The organism is Micromonospora sp. NPDC048830 (assembly GCF_043198215.1).
Taxonomy (GTDB): domain Bacteria; phylum Actinomycetota; class Actinomycetes; order Mycobacteriales; family Micromonosporaceae; genus Micromonospora.
On record NZ_JBICUP010000033.1, the window covers coordinates 36177 to 53290 of the forward strand.

Below are 17114 nucleotides of genomic sequence, written 5' to 3' on the forward strand. Positions count from 1 at the left end.
TCCCCAGCACCCGCTTCCCTAGCACCCGGGGTATCGATGATCAGCTTCCACCGTTCGGCCCTGGTCCGCGCGGGCGCCGCGGCGCTGCTCGCCGCCGGCGGCCTCGCCACCGCGGCGGCCCCGGCGCAGGCGGCCGACCAGGCCGACCTGGCGCTCGTCCCGATCAGTCAGACGCTGGCGAAGGGCGTCACCGCGGCCAAGGCCAAGCCGTTCAAGTTCACCGTCGACAACACCCGCGCCTCGGTCACCGCCCGGGACGTCCGCGTCACGGTGGAGACCGCGGGTCTGACCGACCGGGTCGGCGTCGTCGTGCCCGAGGGCTGCGACGTGTCCGGTACCGCCTTCACCTGCCTGCTCGGCGACCTGGCCGGCGGCACCAGCGAGGACTTCGGCGTCCCGCTGTACAGCACCGGCAAGCGGGGCGACGGCGGCACGCTGAGCGTGACGATCGCCTCGGCCACCGCCGACCCGGAGACCGGGGACAACTCGGTCGACGTGGACGTGACCGTCGCCCGCGCCGGCTATGACCTCACCTCCTGGGTGCAGGACGTGTACGCCAACGTCGTGGTCGACGGCGCGCAGACCAGCGAGCCGGACCTGAAGCCGGTCGCGCCGGGCGGCACCGCCCCGCTCGACTGGGCGGTCTACAACGACGGCAGCCGCAAGGCGACCGGCCTGTTCTACGTCATCACCCTGCCGACCAAGGTGAGCTTCGTGGAGCTGCCCGAGGGCTGCGAGGAGCAGGAGATCGGCGGCCTGGCGCAGGCGCTCTGCGAGGACGCCGGCGCGGTGGTCCGGCCGGGCCAGTACTACACCGCCGACGTGCGGGTGAAGGTCGGCGAGGACGCGACCGAGCCCGTGTTGCGCGTCGGCGAGCTGTTCGCGTACGGGCTGGACGCGGCGGTCGGCGCGCCGGCCGAACTGCCGGCGGTGGCCTCCGCGACGCAGCGGCGCACCTTCACCGAGACGGACGGCGGCGACAACCAGGCCGTCTTCGACGTCTTCGTCGACCTGGACACCCAGCCGACCCCGACCCCGACGGCCGGCCCGACCGGGCAGCCGAGCGAGAGCCCTGCCCCGGGCGAGGGCGGCGGGCTGCCGGTGACCGGCGTGCAGGTCGGCCTGATCGGCGGCGTCGGCGCCGCCGTGCTGGTGGCCGGCGGGCTGCTGCTGGTGCTGTCCCGCCGGCGGCGGGTGGTGCTGGTGACGCCGCAGGACGAGAAGTCGGGCGACTGACCCGTAGGGCGTTGTGAGGCGGGCGGGATGGGCGACCATCCCGCCCGTTCGCGTACCCGGGCGGCGCGGCGCCGGCGGGGCGGGGCACCCGACGCCGGCCGGCGTGCGATCGGCTGGCAGAGTGGGGGCGTGAGCCGTACCCCGCAGGGCCAGCGCGCCAGCCTGGACAAGCAGCCGCACGAGGTCGCCGCGATGTTCGACGGCGTGGCGGAGCGCTACGACCTGACCAACACGGTGCTCTCGTTCGGCCAGGACCGGTTCTGGCGGCGGGCCACCCGGGCCGCCCTCGGGCTGCGCCCCGGCGAGCGGGTGCTGGACGTCGGCGCGGGCACCGGCGTGTCGACGGAGGAGCTGGCGCAGTCCGGCGCGTACGCGGTGGGCGCCGACCTCTCCCTCGGCATGCTGGCGGCGGGTAAACGGGCCCGCCCGGTGGTGCCGCTGCTGGCCGGGGACGCGCTGCGGCTGCCGTTCGCCGACGGCGTCTTCGACGCGGTGACCATCTCCTTCGCCCTGCGCAACGTGGCCGACCCGGACGCGGCGCTGCGCGAGCTGGCCCGGGTCACCCGGCCCGGCGGCCGGCTGGTCGTCTGCGAGTTCAGCACGCCGGTAAACCCCGCGTTCCGGACGGTCTACCTGTCGTACCTGATGCGGTCGCTGCCGGCGGTGGCCCGCGCCGTGTCCAGCAACCCGGAGGCGTACGTCTACCTCGCGGAGTCGATCCGTGCGTGGCCCGACCAGCCGGCCCTGGCGACGCGGGTCGGTGCGGCCGGCTGGAACCGGGTGGCCTGGCGCAACCTGACCGGCGGCGTCGTCGCCCTGCACCGCGCCGTCCGCGCCTGAGGCGCCGGGGCTCGGGGGAGGCGCGGCGCCCTGACCGAGGCGACGGACCTCGGGAAGACCGCAATGGTGCCCTTTTGTCGTATTTTTGCGAATTGCGGAAATTCCGTCTACTTTGCCCCTAGGATCGGGTCATGACGGGAGCAGACCGAGTGCCCGGTGCGGCGCCGGACGACGACGCCGCGGAACTCGTCGCACAGCTGAAGGAGTTGGCCGGCGCCGATCCCGCCGACGTCCGTCAGGTCGTCGCGGAGGTGCTCGCGGCGCTGGACCGGGTGGCCGGTGGGGCGCTGCGCGAGCACCTGCCGGAGGCGATCCGCGTCGATGCCGGGCTCGGCGGGCCTGCACATGCGCCACGCTGACGCCCAATGTGGACCTTGGCGGCTCTCACCTCGGCAAGTTAGGGTCGCCTAACCCTGCGGGGGTGTAACGCCGGTCATAGACTCCACCCGACTGGCTTGTGAAGCATTTCACGAGCGTACGGGAGGAGGCGCAGATGACCGCGGTGGAGAACGACGCCGACGTGATCGTCGTCGGCGCCGGTCCCGGTGGCTCGGCGACGGCGTACCACCTGGCTCGGCACGGCGTACGGGTACTACTGCTGGAGAAGACCGAGTTCCCCCGGGAGAAGGTCTGCGGCGACGGGCTGACGCCGCGCGCCGTCCGGCAGTTGATCCGGATGGGCGTGGACACCTCGCCCGAGGCGGGTTGGCTGCACAACAAGGGCCTGCGGGTGATCGGCGGTGGTGTCCGCCTCGAACTGGACTGGCCCGACCTCGCCAGCTTCCCCAACTACGGGCTGGTCCGCACCCGGCTCGACTTCGACGACCTGCTCGCCCAGCGTGCCGTCGCGGCCGGGGCGAAGCTGCGCACCAGCGTCAACGTGATCGGCCCGGTGCTCGACGCCGACGGCCGGGTGGTCGGCGTGGAGGCCGAGGTGGGCCCGGACGGCGAGCCCGGCACCTTCCGCGCCCCGCTGGTGGTCGCCGCCGACGGCGTCTCCGGCCGCTTCCCGCTCGCCCTCGGGCTGGCCAAGCGCGAGGACCGGCCGATCGGGGTGGCCGTCCGGCGCTACTACCGCTCGCCCGCCAAGCACGACGACGACTACCTGGAGTCCTGGCTGGAGCTCCGGGCCAAGGGCAGCGACGCCCTGCTCCCCGGGTACGGCTGGATCTTCGGCCTGGGCGACGGCCGGGTCAACGTGGGCCTGGGCGTGCTCAACTCGTCCTCGGCCTTCGGCAAGACCAACTACCGGCGGCTGCTGACCGACTGGCTGGCCAACACCCCCGAGGACTGGGGCATGACCGACGAGGCGAACGCCGAGGGCCCGATCCTCGGCGCCGCGCTGCCGATGGGCTTCAACCGGGTGCCGCACTACACCCGTGGCGCGCTGCTGGTCGGCGACTCCGGCGGCATGGTCAACCCGTTCAACGGCGAGGGCATCGCGTACGCGATGGAGTCGGGCGAGCTGGCCGCGGAGGTCGCGGTGCAGGCCCTCGCCCGGCCGGCGGGCGCGGAGCGGGAGCGGGCGCTGATGGCGTACCCGACGGAGCTGAAGGCGCGGTTCGGCGGGTACTACCGGCTCGGCGGGATCTTCGTGAAGCTGATCGGCCGGCCGGAGATCATGCGGATGGCCACCAGGCACGGCATGCCGCACCCGACGCTGATGCGCTTCGTCCTCAAGCTGCTGGCCAACCTGACCGACCCGCGCGGCGGGGACGCGATGGACCGGGTCATCAACGCGATGACGAGGGCGGCGCCAGCGGTCTGACACCACCACGGCCGCTGTCGACGACGACCGTGGCCAGCGAGATCGACCCCCGCCGACGGTGGTCGTGAGGGACGTGAATAGTGTGATTTTGGCCAACCACCGTCGCCGGCAGGGAAGGACGAGCAGGAGACAACGATGACGCTCTCGCCTTACGCACCCATCATCGGGCTGTTCGCCCTCGCCGCGGCGTTCGCGCTGTTCTCCGTGGCCTCCGCCCGCCTCGCCGGCCCGCGCCGGTACAACAAGGCCAAGCTCGAGGCGTACGAGTGCGGCATCGAGCCCAGCCCGCAGCCGGTCGGGGGCGGCCGGTTCCCGGTGAAGTTCTACCTGACGGCGATGCTCTTCATCGTCTTCGACATCGAGATCATCTTCCTCTACCCCTGGGCGGTCTCCTTCGACGCCCTGCCGATCTTCGGCTTCGTGGAGATGGTCCTGTTCATCGTCGCGGTCTTCGTCGCGTACGCCTACGTCTGGCGGCGCGGCGGCCTGGACTGGGACTGAGGGAGGTACGTCAGATGGGCATCGAGGAGAAGCTCCCGGCCGGCGTCCTGCTCACCAGCGTGGAGAAGCTGGTCAACTGGTCGCGGAAGACGTCCTTCTGGGGCGCCACCTTCGGCCTGGCCTGCTGCGCCATCGAGATGATGGCCGCCGGTGGCCCCCACTACGACCTGGGCCGCTGGGGCATGGAGGTGTTCCGCGCCTCGCCCCGGCAGGCGGACCTGATGATCGTGGCCGGCCGGGTCAGCCAGAAGATGGCCCCGGTCCTGCGGCAGATCTACGACCAGATGGCCGAGCCCCGCTGGGTGCTCTCGATGGGCGTCTGCGCCAGCAGCGGCGGCATGTTCAACAACTACGCCATCGTGCAGGGCGTCGACCACATCGTGCCCGTCGACATGTACCTTCCGGGCTGCCCGCCCCGGCCGGAGATGCTCATCGACGCGATCCTCAAGCTCCGCGAGAAGGTCATGCACGAGCCGCTGGGCCCGAACGGCCGCAAGATGCTGGAGGCCCGCCAGGCCCGCGGCGACGTCCCGGTCGTCCCGTACGGCTCGATGCCGTCGTCGTACCGCAGTGACAAGGCCCGCCGCGCCGAGTGGACCAAGGCCGTCCGCGAGGGGCGCGAGGAGCAGCTGCGGATCGAGAACTGGATGAAGGCCCAGAACCACCTCCACCCGCACGGGGGCATCAAGTGACCGCACCTTCCGACAAGCCGAACACCGGCGGCGTGCCGGTGCCGGTGACGCCGGCCGGCGCCAGCAGCGGCGCGCCGGCCGAGCACCCGCCGTCCAGCCCGGCCGGGCGCGGCATGTTCGGCATCCAGGGCACCGGCGACGTCTCCGGCTTCGGCGGCCTGGTCCGCCCGCGCAAGCCGGTCGAGGGTAGCCCCCGGCCGTACGGGAGCTACTTCGACGACGTCCGCGACGCGCTGGAGGAGGCGTACCCGGAGTTCGACGAGGCGATCGAGAAGGTCGTCGTCGACCGGGGCGAGCTGACCCTGCACGTCCGGCCGGAGCGGATCGCCGAGGTCTGCCAGGTGATGCGGGACGACCTCGCGCTGCGCTTCGAGCTGTGCTCCTCGGTGTCCGGCGTGGACTACCTGGGCGCCGACGAGCGGCGGCTGCACGTGGTCTACCAGCTCACCTCGATGACGTACCGCCGCCGGGTCCGGCTGGAGGCCGCGGTCTCCGTGGAGGACCCGCACCTGCCGAGCGTCACCGGCATCTACCCGACCGCCGACTGGCAGGAGCGGGAGACGTACGACATGTTCGGCATCGTCTTCGACGGCCACCCCAACCTGACCCGGATCCTCATGCCGGACGACTGGGAGGGCCACCCCCAGCGCAAGGACTACCCGCTCGGCGGCGTCCCTGTCGAGTACAAGGGTGCGGAGATCCCCCCGCCGGACCGTCGGAGGTCGTACCAGTGAGCGCGAGGAGTGCAGCGGAGCGGAGCCCCAGTCGCCTGCGCGAGGAGCGAGCGAAGCGAGCCCCGCAGTCGCGGGCTGAGATCTGCGCAGTCGCGAACGGAGGGCTGACACTGTGACCACGTCCAACTACGCGACCGAGCGTGAGACCGACGAGGGGAAGGTCTTCACCGTCACCGGTGGGGACTGGGACTCCGTCGTCTCCGGCACCGACCCGATCACCGACGAGCGGATCGTCGTCAACATGGGTCCGCAGCACCCGTCGACCCACGGCGTGCTCCGGCTGATCCTGGAGCTGGAGGGCGAGACCGTCCGGGAGGCCCGATCGGTCATCGGGTACCTGCACACCGGCATCGAGAAGAACCTCGAGTACCGCAACTGGGTGCAGGGCTCGACGTTCGTGACCCGGATGGACTACCTCTCCCCGCTGTTCAACGAGACGGCGTACGCGCTCGCGGTGGAGAAGCTGCTCGGCATCACCGACGACATCACCGAGCGGGCCACCACGATCCGGGTCCTGATGATGGAGCTGAACCGGATCTCCTCGCACCTGGTCTGGGTGGCGACCACCGCCATGGAGCTGGGCGCGGTCAACATGATGCTGTACGGCTTCCGCGAGCGGGAGTACGTCCTCGAGATCTTCGAGCTCGTCACCGGCCTGCGGATGAACCACGCGTACGTCCGCCCGGGCGGCGTGGCGCAGGACGTGCCGGACGACGCGGTCGTCAAGATCCGCAAGTTCCTCCAGGTGATGCCGAAGCGGCTCAAGGAGTACGAGAACCTCCTCTCCGGCCAGCCGATCTGGATCGAGCGCACCAAGAACGTCGCCGTGCTCGACGTGACCGGCTGCGTGGCGCTCGGCGTCACCGGCCCGGTCCTCCGCTCGGCCGGCCTCGCCTGGGACCTGCGCAAGACCATGCCGTACTGCGGCTACGAGACGTACGAGTTCGACGTGCCGACGCACACCGACGGCGACGTCTGGGGCCGCTACCAGGTCCGGCTCGCCGAGATCCGGGAGTCGTTGAAGCTGGTCGAGCAGGCGCTGGACCGGCTCGGCAAGCCCGGCCCGGTGATGGTGGCCGACAAGAAGATCGCGTGGCCGGCGCAGCTCGCCATCGGCGTCGACGGCATGGGCAACTCGCTGGAGCACGTCGCCAAGATCATGGGCCAGTCGATGGAGTCCCTGATCCACCACTTCAAGCTCGTCACCGAGGGCTTCCGCGTCCCGCCGGGCCAGGTGTACGCCGCCGTCGAGTCGCCCCGCGGCGAGCTGGGCGTGCACGCGGTCTCCGACGGCGGCACCCGGCCGTACCGGGTGCACTACCGGGAGCCGAGCTTCGTCAACCTCCAGGCGCTCCCGGCGATGGCCGAGGGCGGCCTCATCGCCGACGTGATCGCCGGTGGCGCCTCGCTGGACCCCGTGATGGGTGGCTGTGACCGGTGAGCGCGAGGAGTGAGCTTGCGAGCCCCGCAGTCGCGAACGGAAGGCGGCTCTGATGAGTGTGTTCACCGAAGAGACCCGGGCGCGGGCGCGTGAGATCATCGCGCGGTACCCGGCCGACCGGTCCCGGTCGGCGCTGCTGCCGCTGCTGCACCTGGTGCAGAACGAGGAGGGGTACGTCTCCCCGGCCGGCGTCGAGTTCTGCGCCGAGGTGCTCGGCCTGAACAAGGCCCAGGTCGGCGCGGTCGCCACCTTCTACACGATGTACAAGCGGCGGCCGACCGGCGACTACCTGGTCAGCGTCTGCACCAACACGATGTGCAACGTGCTCGGCGGGCAGGAGGTCTACGACACCCTGACCGAGCACCTGGGGGTCGGGCACGACGAGACCACCGCCGACGGGAAGATCACGCTGGAGCACGCCGAGTGCCTGGCGGCCTGCGACTACGGCCCGGTGCTGACGGTCAACTACGAGTTCTTCGACGGGATCGACCCGCAGACCGCGGTCGGGGTGGTCGACGAGCTGCGCGCCGGCGGCCGGCCGATGCCGACCCGGGGCGCCCGGCTCTGCACGCTGAAGGAGATGGCGGTCCAGCTCGCCGGCTTCGCCGACGAGCGCGAGGGCGCGGTCGCCGACAGCGGGCCGGGCGAGCCGACCCTGCGCGGCCTGCGCCTGGCCCAGCAGCACGGCATCTCGGTGCCGGGCTTCGACCCGAACACGCCGATCCGCAGCAAGGCGGAGGCCGAGCAGGCCGCGGCGGCGGCGAAGGCCGCCGCCGCCCGACCGGAGCCGGCGAAGGCCGACGCGCCCCCGGCCCCGCGCGACGCCAAGGAGGCCGAGGCCGCCGGCGCCGCCGCGAACCCGCCGGCCAGCGACGCCAAGCCGGCCGGCGACGAGGCCGGCCCGCAGGAGCGCTCCCTCAAGGAAGCATCGGCGAACGCGAGCCCCGCAGTCGCGAGCGAAGGGGGGACCCAGAAGTGACGACGCCCCGGCCGGAGACCCTGGCCAAGCTGACGCCGGTGCTGACCAAGCGCTGGCTGTCGCCGGACGCCTGGCAAATCGACACGTACGAGAAGCTGGATGGCTACGCGGCGCTGCGCAAGGCGCTCAAGGCCCACCCGGACGACCTGATCCAGCTCGTCAAGGACTCCGGCCTGCGCGGGCGCGGCGGCGCCGGCTTCCCTACCGGCCTCAAGTGGGGCTTCATCCCGCAGGGCGACGGCAAGCCGCACTACCTGGTGGTCAACGCCGACGAGGGCGAGCCGGGCACCTGCAAGGACCTGCCGCTGATGACCCACGACCCGCACTCGCTGGTCGAGGGCGTCATCATCGCCTCGTACGCGATCCGCGCCAACCGGGCGTACATCTACATCCGCGGCGAGGCCGTGTACGCCGCGCGGCGGCTGCGCAACGCCGTGCAGGAGGCGTACGCGAAGGGCTACCTCGGGCGGAACATCCTCGGCTCCGGGTTCGACCTGGACCTGGTGGTGCACTCCGGCGCCGGGGCGTACATCTGCGGCGAGGAGACCGCGCTGCTGGACTCGCTGGAGGGCTTCCGCGGCCAGCCCCGGCTGCGCCCGCCGTTCCCGGCGACCCACGGCCTGTACGCCAGCCCGACGGTGGTCAACAACGTCGGCACCATCGCGAGCGTGCCGTACATCGTGCTCGGCGGGGCCGAGTGGTGGAAGACCATGGGCACGGAGAAGTCCTCCGGGCCGATGATCTACTCGCTCTCCGGCCGGATCGCCAACCCCGGCCAGTACGAGTGCTCGATGGGCGTCACGCTGCGCGAGCTGCTGGAGCTGGCCGGGGGGATGCAGCCGGGGCACAACCTGAAGTTCTGGACCCCGGGCGGCTCGTCCACCCCGCTGCTCACCGCCGAGCACCTGGACGTGCCGCTGGACTTCGAGTCGGTGGCGGCGGCGGGCTCGATCCTGGGCACCACGGCCACCCAGATCTTCTCGGACCAGGACTGCCCGGTGTACGCGGTGTACCGGTGGCTGGAGTTCTACCACCACGAGTCCTGCGGCAAGTGCACCCCGTGCCGCGAGGGCAACTACTGGATGGTCCGGGTCTACCGGCGGATCCTCGCCGGCCAGGGCACCCACGAGGACCTGGACACCCTGCTCGACACCTGCGACAACATCCTCGGCCGCTCGTTCTGCGGTCTCGGTGACGGTGCCACCAGCTCGGTGACCTCCTCCCTCAAGTACTTCAAGCAGGACTACCTCGACTACATCGAGGGACGTACCGCACCCAAGCTGTCGGACAAGCAGCTGGTGGGAGCGCACTAATGCGAGCGCGAGGAGTGAGCGGAGCGAGCCCCGCAGTCGCGAGCGAAAGGCCAGCACTGTGACCGACGTAGCAAAGCAGACCGAGACCGTCACGCTCACCATCGACGGCGTCGAGGTCACCGCCCCCAAGGGCGCCCTGCTGATCCGGATCGCCGAGCAGTTGGGCACCGAGATCCCGCGCTTCTGCGACCACCCGCTGCTGGCCCCGGCCGGCGCCTGCCGGCAGTGCCTGGTGGAGGTGGAGGGCCAGCGCAAGCCGGTCGCCTCCTGCACCCAGACGGTCGCCGAGGGCATGGTCGTCCGTACGCAGCTCACCTCCCCGGTCGCCAAGAAGGCGCAGGAGGGGGTCATGGAGCTGCTGCTGCTCAACCACCCGCTCGACTGCCCGATGTGCGACAAGGGCGGCGAGTGCCCCCTGCAAAACCAGGCGATGTCCACCGGCCGGTCGGACTCCCGGTTCCACGAGCACAAGCGGGAGTACCCGAAGCCGCTGCCGATCAGCACCCAGGTGCTGCTCGACCGCGAGCGCTGCGTGCTCTGCCAGCGCTGCACCCGGTTCTCCGAGGAGATCGCCGGCGACAAGTTCATCGACCTGATGAACCGGTCGTCCGCCGAGGAGATCAACATCTACCGGGACGACGCGTACGGCGCGGACTCCGGGGATGCGGCGGGTGACGTCCCGTTCAACTCCTACTTCTCCGGCAACACCGTGCAGATCTGCCCGGTGGGCGCCCTGACCGGCACGCAGTACCGGTTCCGGGCCCGCCCGTTCGACCTGGTCTCCAGCCCCAGCGTCTGCGAGCACTGCTCGGCCGGCTGCGCCCAGCGCACCGACTGGCGGCGCGGCAAGGTGCTGCGCCGGTTGGCCGGCGACGACCCGGCGGTGAACGAGGAGTGGAACTGCGACAAGGGTCGCTGGGGCTTCCAGTACACCCGGTCCTTCGACCGGCTCACCACCCCGCTCGTCCGCGACGGCAAGCACGGTGAGCTGCGCGAGGCGTCGTGGAGCGAGGCGCTGGCCGTCGCCGCCGAGGGGCTGCGCGCCGCCCGGGACGCCGGCCAGGGCACGGCGGTGCTGACCGGCGGCCGGCTGACCGTCGAGGACGCCTACGCGTACGCGAAGTTCGCCCGCGTCGCCCTGAACACCAACGACATCGACTTCCGCGCCCGGCCGGTCTCCCGCGAGGAGGCCGACTTCCTGGCCAGCAGCGTCGCCGGGGTCACCGACGTGACCTACGCGGACGTGGAGAAGGCGCCGGCGGTGGTGCTGGTCGGCCTGGAGCCGGAGGAGGAGTGCCCGATCCTCTTCCTGCGGCTGCGCAAGGCGTACCTGAAGAAGAACCTCACGGTGTACGCGATCGCGCCGTTCGCGACCCGCGGCCTGGAGAAGCTCGGGGCCAAGCTGGCCCGGGTCGTGCCGGGCGAGGAGGCGAGCGTGCTCGCCGAGCACGCCACGGTGGCCGAGGCGCTCAGCGCCGAGGGCGCGATCCTGTTCGTGGGCGAGCGGCTGGCCGAGGTGCCGGGCGGCCTGTCGGCGGCGGCGGACGTCGCCCGGCGTACCGGCGCGAAGCTGGCCTGGGTGCCGCGGCGCGCGGGCGACCGCGGCGCGGTCGACACGGGCTGCCTGCCGAACCTGCTCCCCGGCGGCCGCCTGGTCACCGAGCCCGCCGCGCGGGCCGAGCTGGGCGAGGCGTGGGACATCCCCGCCGGGGTGATCCCGAGCCAGGCCGGCCGGGACACCGACGGCATCCTCACCGCCGCCGCGAACGGCCAGCTCGGGGCGCTCGTGGTGGCCGGCGTCGACCCGGCAGACCTGGCCGACCCGCGGCTGGCCGAGCAGGCCCTCGACGCGGTGCCGTTCCTGGTCAGCCTGGAGCAGCGCCTCAGCGCGGTGTCCCGCCGCGCCGACGTGGTGTTCCCGGTCGCCCCGGTGGTCGAGAAGGCCGGCAGCTTCCTGGACTGGGAGGGCCGGCTGCGCACCTTCGAGGCGGTGCTGCACACCGCCGCGATGACCGACGGCCGGGTGCTGGACGCGCTCGCCGCGCAGCTCGACGTGCGGCTCGGCACCGGCGACGTGCTCAGCGTCCGCCGCGAGCTGGCCTCGCTCCCGCCGACCCGGGCGGACCGGCCGTCCGCGCCGTCCGTCGCGCCGGCGGCACCGCCGCAGCCCGGCGCCGGCGAGGCGGTGCTGTCGACGTGGCACCAGCTCGTCGACCTGGGCAGCCTCACCGACGGCGACGAGCACCTCGCCGGCACCGCCCGCCCGCCGGTGGTCCGGCTGGGCAAGGGCACCGCGGAGGCGCTGGGCGTCGCCGACGGCGAGCCGGTGACGGTGGGCACCGACCGGGGGGCCGTGACCCTGCCGGCGGCGATCACCGAGATGCCGGACGGCGTCGTCTGGCTGCCGACCAACTCGCCCGGTTCCACCGTCCGGCGTAGCCTCGGGGCGACGTCCGGCACGGTGGTGCGGATCTCCACGCCGGTCTCGACCGGCCCGGCCGCCGCCGACGCGGCCGGTCGCCCGGGCCCGCTCCTCAACTCCGGGGGTGTCACCCAGTGAACGCGGTCTATCTGGCGCAGGACCCGACGCTGGCCGACTTCGGCAAGGACCCGTGGTGGCTGGTCCTGATCAAGGTCCTCTTCGCCTTCGTCGTCGCCGTGCTGGCCACGCTGCTCGGCGTCTGGTTCGAGCGGCGGGTCGTCGGCCGCATGGCGGTGCGGCCCGGCCCCAACCAGGCCGGCCCGTTCGGCCTGCTCCAGACCCTCGCCGACGGCCTGAAGATGGCCTTCAAGGAGGACATCCTCCCGCGGACGGCGGACAAGGTCGTCTTCTTCTTCGCGCCGACCATCTCGGTGATCTGCGCGGTCACCGCCCTGTCGGTGGTGCCGTTCGGCCCGATGGTGAGCGTCTTCGGTCACTGGACGCCGCTGCAGGTCACCGACGTGCCGGTGGCGGTGCTGGTGCTGCTGGCCTGCTCGTCGCTGGGCATCTACGGCATCGTGCTCGGCGGATGGGCGTCGGGCTCGACGTACCCGCTGCTGGGCGGCCTGCGCTCCAGCGCCCAGATGATCTCGTACGAGGTCGCGATGGGGCTGAGCATCGTGGCGGTGTTCATGACCGCCGGCACGATGTCCACCAGCGGCATCGTCGCCGCCCAGGGGGACGCCACCCGGCTGACCGTCTTCGGCACCGAGATCCCGGCCCCCGGCTGGTACGCGATCCTGCTGCTGCCGAGCTTCATCATCTTCTTCATCTCCACCGTCGGTGAGACGAACCGTGCCCCGTTCGACCTGCCCGAGGCGGAGTCCGAGCTGGTCGCCGGCTTCATGACCGAGTACAGCTCGCTGAAGTTCGCGCTGTTCATGCTCAGCGAGTACGTGTCGATGGTGACGATGTCCGCGGTCACCACGACGCTGTTCCTCGGCGGCTGGCGGGCCCCCTGGCCGATCACCCTCTGGGAGGGGGCCAACTCCGGCTGGTGGCCCCTGCTGTGGTTCTTCGGCAAGGTGCTGATCCTGGTCTTCGTCTTCATCTGGCTGCGGGGCACCCTGCCCCGGCTGCGGTACGACCAGTTCATGCGCTTCGGCTGGAAGGTGCTGCTGCCGATCAACCTGGTCTGGATCCTGGTCCTGTCCGGCCTGCGCTCGATCGAGGACTGGCAGACCCAGGACCGGCTGCTCGCCACCGGCATCGGCGCGGGCGTGCTGCTGCTGGCCACGCTCTTCTGGCCGAGCAAGAAGAAGGAGCCGAAGCGGACGCTCCAGGAGCAGGTCAACAGCCGTCCGCACGGCAGCTTCCCGCTGCCGCCGATGGACCTCGTGGTACCACCGAGCCCGCGCACCAAGCGCGTGGTCGCCGAGCGGGAGCCGGCCAACGTCACCGCCGGCTCCGACCCCAGGGAGGTGTGACGTGGGCGCGATCACCGGAACGTTCAAGGGCTTCGGGGTCACCTTCTCGCACATGTTCAAGAAGGTCGTCACCACCGACTACCCGTTCAAGCCGCCGGTTTCGGCGCCGCGCTACCACGGGCGGCACATCCTCAACCGGCACCCGGACGGCCTGGAGAAGTGCATCGGCTGCGAGCTGTGCGCCTGGGCCTGCCCGGCCGACGCGATCTACGTCGAGGGCGGGGACAACACCGAGGAGCAGCGCTTCTCCCCGGGTGAGCGGTACGCCAGCACCTACCAGATCAACTACGCCCGCTGCATCTTCTGCGGGCTGTGCATCGAGGCGTGCCCGACCCGCTCGCTCACCATGAGCAACGAGTACGAGCTGGCCCGGGACAACCGGCAGGACCTGATCTTCACCAAGGAGCAGTTGCTCGCGCCGCTGCTCGAGGGGATGGAGCAGCCGCCGCACCCGATGCGGCTCGGGGACAGCGAGAAGGACTACTACGTCGGCGCGCTGAGCAATCCGGGCACCTCGGCCGGCGCCGAGCACTCGGCCAACAGTCCGGGCCGGTACCAGGTGAGCCAGACCCCGGGGGTGACCTTCCCCGGCGCCGAGCAGCACGCCCAGCGGGCGGCGGCGGGCAAGGGAGACGAGGCATGACCACGCAGACGGTGCTCGCCGCGGCGGGTGAGGTCTCCGGCGGCGAGGAGGTCACGTTCTGGATCCTCGCGCCGCTGGCGCTGATCGGCGCGATCGGCATGATCGTGGCGCGTAACGCCGTGCACTCGGCGCTCTGGCTGGTGCTGACCATGCTCTGCCTGGGCGTGTTCTACGTGCTCCAGGCCGGGCCGTTCATCGGCATGGTGCAGATCATCGTCTACACCGGCGCGATCATGATGCTGTTCCTGTTCGTGCTGATGCTGGTCGGCCGGGACGCCTCGGACTCGCTGATCGAGACGCTGCGCGGCCAGCGGGTCGCCGCCGTGCTGCTCGGCCTCGGCTTCGCCGGCCTCGTCGGCACCGGCATCTACCGGGCGCTCGACGGCGTCCCGGCGGTCGGCCTGGACCAGGCCAACGCCGAGGGGAACGTGCAGGGCATCGCCCGCCTGCTGTTCACCAAGTACGTCTTCGCGTTCGAGCTGACCTCGGCCCTGCTGATCACGGCGGCGGTCGGCGCGATGGTGCTGGCGCACGTCGAGCGGCGCAAGCAGGACAAGCTCGACCAGCCGAGGACCATGCGGGCCCGCTTCGCCCCGGGCAACTACCCCGGCCCGAAGCCCGGCCCGGGTGTCTTCGCCACCTCCTCCTCGGTGGCCACCCCGGCCCGCCTGCCCGACGGCCGGCTGACCGAGCGCAGCATCCCGGAGATCCTGCCGGCGCGGGAGCTGGCCCCGGAGGAGACCTCGCTGAAGGGGACAGACAAATGACGCCCGACTACTACCTCGTCCTCGCCGCGGTGCTGTTCACCATCGGCGCGGTGGGGGTGCTCATCCGGCGCAACGCGATCGTGCTGTTCATGTGCGTCGAGCTGATGCTGAACGCCGCCAACCTGACCCTGGTCACGTTCAGCCGGATCAACGGTGACCTGAACGGCCAGATCATGGCGTTCTTCGTGATGGTGGTGGCCGCGGCCGAGGTCGTGGTCGGCCTCGCGATCATCATGTCCATCTTCCGGACCCGGCGCTCCGCGAGCGTCGACGACGCCAACCTGCTCAAGTACTAGAGGGGCCCTCCGGTGGAAGAGACTGTGGAATACGCCCAGGCCACGGGGTTTCTCGGCAGCGTCTGGCTGCTCGTGGCGATCCCGCTGGCCAGCGCGGCGATCCTGCTGCTGCTGGGCCGGCGGGCCGACCGCTGGGGGCACTGGCTCGGGGTGGTCGCCGTCGCGGCCTCCTTCGTGCTCGGCCTGACCTCCTTCTTCCAGCTGCGCGGCCTGGAGAACAAGTCGGTCGAGCTGAGCCTGTTCGACTTCATCGCCGTCGGCGACCTCAAGGTGGACTTCGGCCTGCTGTTCGACCCGCTGGCCGCGGTGTTCGTCCTGCTGATCACCGGCGTGGGCTCCCTGATCCACCTGTACGCGGTCGAGTACATGGCGCACGACGAGGGCCGGCGGCGGTTCTTCGGGTACTTCAACCTGTTCGTCGCCGCGATGCTCCTGCTGGTGCTCGGCAACAACTACGTGATGCTCTACTTCGGCTGGGAGGGCGTCGGTCTGGCGTCGTACCTGCTGATCTCCTTCTGGTACGGCCGGCCCAGCGCGGCCACCGCCGGCAAGAAGGCGTTCCTGATGAACCGGGTCGGCGACGCCGGCCTGGCCATCGGCATCTTCATCATGTTCGCCACCCTCGGCACCACCCAGTACGACGAGGTCTTCAACGGAGTCGGCTCGCTGACCGCGACGACCGTGCTGGTGCTCGGCCTGCTGCTGCTGCTCGGGGCGACCGGCAAGTCCGGCCAGTTTCCGCTCCAGGCGTGGTTGCCGGACGCGATGGAGGGCCCGACCCCGGTGTCGGCGCTCATCCACGCCGCCACCATGGTCACCGCGGGCGTCTACCTCATCGCCCGGTCCAACCCGATCTTCTCGGCCAACTCGACGCTCCAGCTCGTGGTGGTGAGCGTCGGCGCGCTGACGCTGCTGATCGGCTGTGTCATCGGCGCGGCCAAGGACGACATCAAGCGGGTGCTGGCCTGGTCGACGGTGAGCCAGATCGGCTACATGTTCCTCGGCGTCGGTCTGGGCGGCGCGGCGTACGCGCTGGCCATCGTGCACCTGCTGGCGCACGGCTTCTTCAAGGCCAACATGTTCCTCGGCGCCGGCTCGGTCATGCACGGGATGAACGACCAGGTCGACATCCGCCGCTTCGGCGGGCTGTCGAAGCACATGAAGATCACCTGGATCACGTTCATGACGGGCTGGCTGGCCATCATCGGCATGTGGCCGTTCTCCGGCTTCTTCTCCAAGGAGCCAATCATCGTGGCCGCGTTCGAGCGGGACGACTGGACGGCCTGGCTGTTCGGCGGGGCCGCGCTGCTCGGCGCCGGGCTCACCGCCTTCTACATGACCCGGCTGTTCGTGCTCACCTTCCACGGGCCGGCCCGCTGGACCGAGGACATCGAGCACCCGCACGAGTCGCCGAAGCTGATGACCATTCCGCTGATCCTGCTCGCGGTCGGCTCGGTCGCCGCGGGTGCGCTGATGGCCAGCTCCGTGCCGGACTGGCTGGAGGCGACCGCCGGGCTGGGCCACCAGGAGGAGGGTCACCACGCGGTGCTGTCGCACGGGGTGATCACCGCGCTCTCGCTGCTGGTCACCGCGGCCGGGGTCGGGCTGGCCTGGTTCCTGTTCCGGGGCGGCACGGCCACCGAGCCGCAGCCGGCGGGCGTGCTGGTCACCGCCGCCCGGCGCAACCTGTACACCGACGCCTTCAACGAGGCGGTCTTCGAGAAGCCGGGGATCTTCCTCACCCGGGCGCTGGTCTTCCTCGACAACCGGGGCGTCGACGGGCTGGTCAACGGCCTGGCCGCCGCGGTGGGCGGGGGCTCGGGCCGGCTCCGGCGGCTGCAGACCGGCTTCGTCCGGTCGTACGCGACGTCCATCCTGACCGGCGCGCTGCTGGTGGTGGCGGCGTTCCTGGCGGTGCAGGCGGGGTGGCTGGCGTGATCGACCTCTACCCGGCCGCCCCCGCCGGCGGACCACGCAGTGACGACGGAGGTAAGG

Annotated in this window: 16 protein-coding genes; all 16 read left to right on the forward strand. The window is 71.4% G+C overall.

Going from position 1 to position 17114, the window contains the following annotated elements; translation table 11 throughout:
* Positions 1-36 precede the first annotated feature (36 nt).
* Positions 37-1236: a cell wall anchor protein gene (locus ACGFIZ_RS24560; protein ID WP_393422864.1), complete on the forward strand. Its 1200-nt coding sequence runs from the start codon at positions 37-39 to the stop codon at positions 1234-1236.
* Between the two features lie 129 nt (positions 1237-1365).
* On the forward strand, positions 1366-2076 hold the full coding sequence (locus ACGFIZ_RS24565; protein ID WP_393422866.1) for a demethylmenaquinone methyltransferase: 711 nt from the start codon (positions 1366-1368) through the stop codon (positions 2074-2076).
* A gap of 131 nt (positions 2077-2207) precedes the next feature.
* Entirely contained in the window at positions 2208-2435 is a 228-nt protein-coding gene (locus ACGFIZ_RS24570) for a hypothetical protein (protein WP_347666651.1), read from the forward strand.
* A gap of 134 nt (positions 2436-2569) precedes the next feature.
* Positions 2570-3844 carry a geranylgeranyl reductase family protein gene (locus tag ACGFIZ_RS24575; protein ID WP_393422868.1) on the forward strand — a complete coding sequence of 425 codons (1275 nt, stop codon included), beginning with the start codon at positions 2570-2572 and terminating at the stop codon, positions 3842-3844.
* A gap of 135 nt (positions 3845-3979) precedes the next feature.
* A complete protein-coding gene (locus ACGFIZ_RS24580; RefSeq protein ID WP_393422870.1) occupies positions 3980-4345 on the forward strand; it encodes an NADH-quinone oxidoreductase subunit A in 366 nt (121 codons plus the stop codon).
* Between the two features lie 14 nt (positions 4346-4359).
* Positions 4360-5037, forward strand: coding sequence for an NADH-quinone oxidoreductase subunit B family protein (locus ACGFIZ_RS24585; protein WP_347666654.1), 678 nt, complete (start codon positions 4360-4362; stop codon positions 5035-5037).
* Positions 5034-5771, forward strand: a complete 738-nt coding sequence (locus tag ACGFIZ_RS24590) for an NADH-quinone oxidoreductase subunit C (protein WP_393422872.1) — start codon at positions 5034-5036, stop codon at positions 5769-5771. The genes ACGFIZ_RS24585 and ACGFIZ_RS24590 overlap by 4 nt, the downstream gene beginning before the upstream one ends.
* A 112-nt stretch (positions 5772-5883) precedes the next feature.
* A complete protein-coding gene (locus ACGFIZ_RS24595) occupies positions 5884-7212 on the forward strand; it encodes an NADH-quinone oxidoreductase subunit D (protein WP_393422874.1) in 1329 nt (442 codons plus the stop codon).
* Positions 7213-7264: 52 nt separating this feature from the next.
* Positions 7265-8191, forward strand: coding sequence for an NADH-quinone oxidoreductase subunit NuoE (gene nuoE, locus ACGFIZ_RS24600; RefSeq protein WP_393422876.1), 927 nt, complete (start codon positions 7265-7267; stop codon positions 8189-8191).
* Positions 8188-9504, forward strand: a complete 1317-nt coding sequence (nuoF, locus tag ACGFIZ_RS24605) for an NADH-quinone oxidoreductase subunit NuoF (RefSeq protein WP_393422878.1) — start codon at positions 8188-8190, stop codon at positions 9502-9504. Before nuoE ends, nuoF begins: the two co-directional genes overlap by 4 nt.
* A 58-nt stretch (positions 9505-9562) precedes the next feature.
* Positions 9563-12064, forward strand: a complete 2502-nt coding sequence (locus tag ACGFIZ_RS24610; RefSeq protein WP_393422879.1) for an NADH-quinone oxidoreductase subunit G — start codon at positions 9563-9565, stop codon at positions 12062-12064.
* Complete coding sequence (gene nuoH, locus ACGFIZ_RS24615; RefSeq protein ID WP_393422881.1) at positions 12061-13413, forward strand: NADH-quinone oxidoreductase subunit NuoH; 1353 nt, start codon at positions 12061-12063, stop codon at positions 13411-13413. The genes ACGFIZ_RS24610 and nuoH overlap by 4 nt, the downstream gene beginning before the upstream one ends.
* A 1-nt stretch (position 13414) precedes the next feature.
* The gene (nuoI, locus tag ACGFIZ_RS24620; protein ID WP_393422883.1) at positions 13415-14056 is read left to right on the forward strand and encodes an NADH-quinone oxidoreductase subunit NuoI; all 642 of its coding nucleotides are present in this window, start codon (positions 13415-13417) and stop codon (positions 14054-14056) included.
* Entirely contained in the window at positions 14053-14823 is a 771-nt protein-coding gene (locus ACGFIZ_RS24625; protein WP_393422885.1) for an NADH-quinone oxidoreductase subunit J, read from the forward strand. The genes nuoI and ACGFIZ_RS24625 overlap by 4 nt, the downstream gene beginning before the upstream one ends.
* The gene (gene nuoK / locus ACGFIZ_RS24630; RefSeq protein ID WP_145774797.1) at positions 14820-15119 is read left to right on the forward strand and encodes an NADH-quinone oxidoreductase subunit NuoK; all 300 of its coding nucleotides are present in this window, start codon (positions 14820-14822) and stop codon (positions 15117-15119) included. Before ACGFIZ_RS24625 ends, nuoK begins: the two co-directional genes overlap by 4 nt.
* 12 nt (positions 15120-15131) lie before the next feature.
* The gene (gene nuoL, locus ACGFIZ_RS24635; protein ID WP_393422887.1) at positions 15132-17057 is read left to right on the forward strand and encodes an NADH-quinone oxidoreductase subunit L; all 1926 of its coding nucleotides are present in this window, start codon (positions 15132-15134) and stop codon (positions 17055-17057) included.
* The last annotated feature ends 57 nt before the right edge of the window (positions 17058-17114 follow it).

What these genes read in the sequence shown, in the direction of transcription:
- ACGFIZ_RS24560 (WP_393422864.1), top strand. Translation starts at nt 37, where the DNA reads ATGATCAGCTTCCACCGTTCGGCCCTGGTCCGCGCGGGCGCCGCGGCG.
- ACGFIZ_RS24570 (WP_347666651.1), top strand. Translation starts at nt 2,208, where the DNA reads ATGACGGGAGCAGACCGAGTGCCCGGTGCGGCGCCGGACGACGACGCC.
- ACGFIZ_RS24575 (WP_393422868.1), top strand. Translation starts at nt 2,570, where the DNA reads ATGACCGCGGTGGAGAACGACGCCGACGTGATCGTCGTCGGCGCCGGT.
- ACGFIZ_RS24580 (WP_393422870.1), top strand. Translation starts at nt 3,980, where the DNA reads ATGACGCTCTCGCCTTACGCACCCATCATCGGGCTGTTCGCCCTCGCC.
- ACGFIZ_RS24585 (WP_347666654.1), top strand. Translation starts at nt 4,360, where the DNA reads ATGGGCATCGAGGAGAAGCTCCCGGCCGGCGTCCTGCTCACCAGCGTG.
- nuoE (WP_393422876.1), top strand. Translation starts at nt 7,265, where the DNA reads ATGAGTGTGTTCACCGAAGAGACCCGGGCGCGGGCGCGTGAGATCATC.
- ACGFIZ_RS24625 (WP_393422885.1), top strand. Translation starts at nt 14,053, where the DNA reads ATGACCACGCAGACGGTGCTCGCCGCGGCGGGTGAGGTCTCCGGCGGC.
- nuoK (WP_145774797.1), top strand. Translation starts at nt 14,820, where the DNA reads ATGACGCCCGACTACTACCTCGTCCTCGCCGCGGTGCTGTTCACCATC.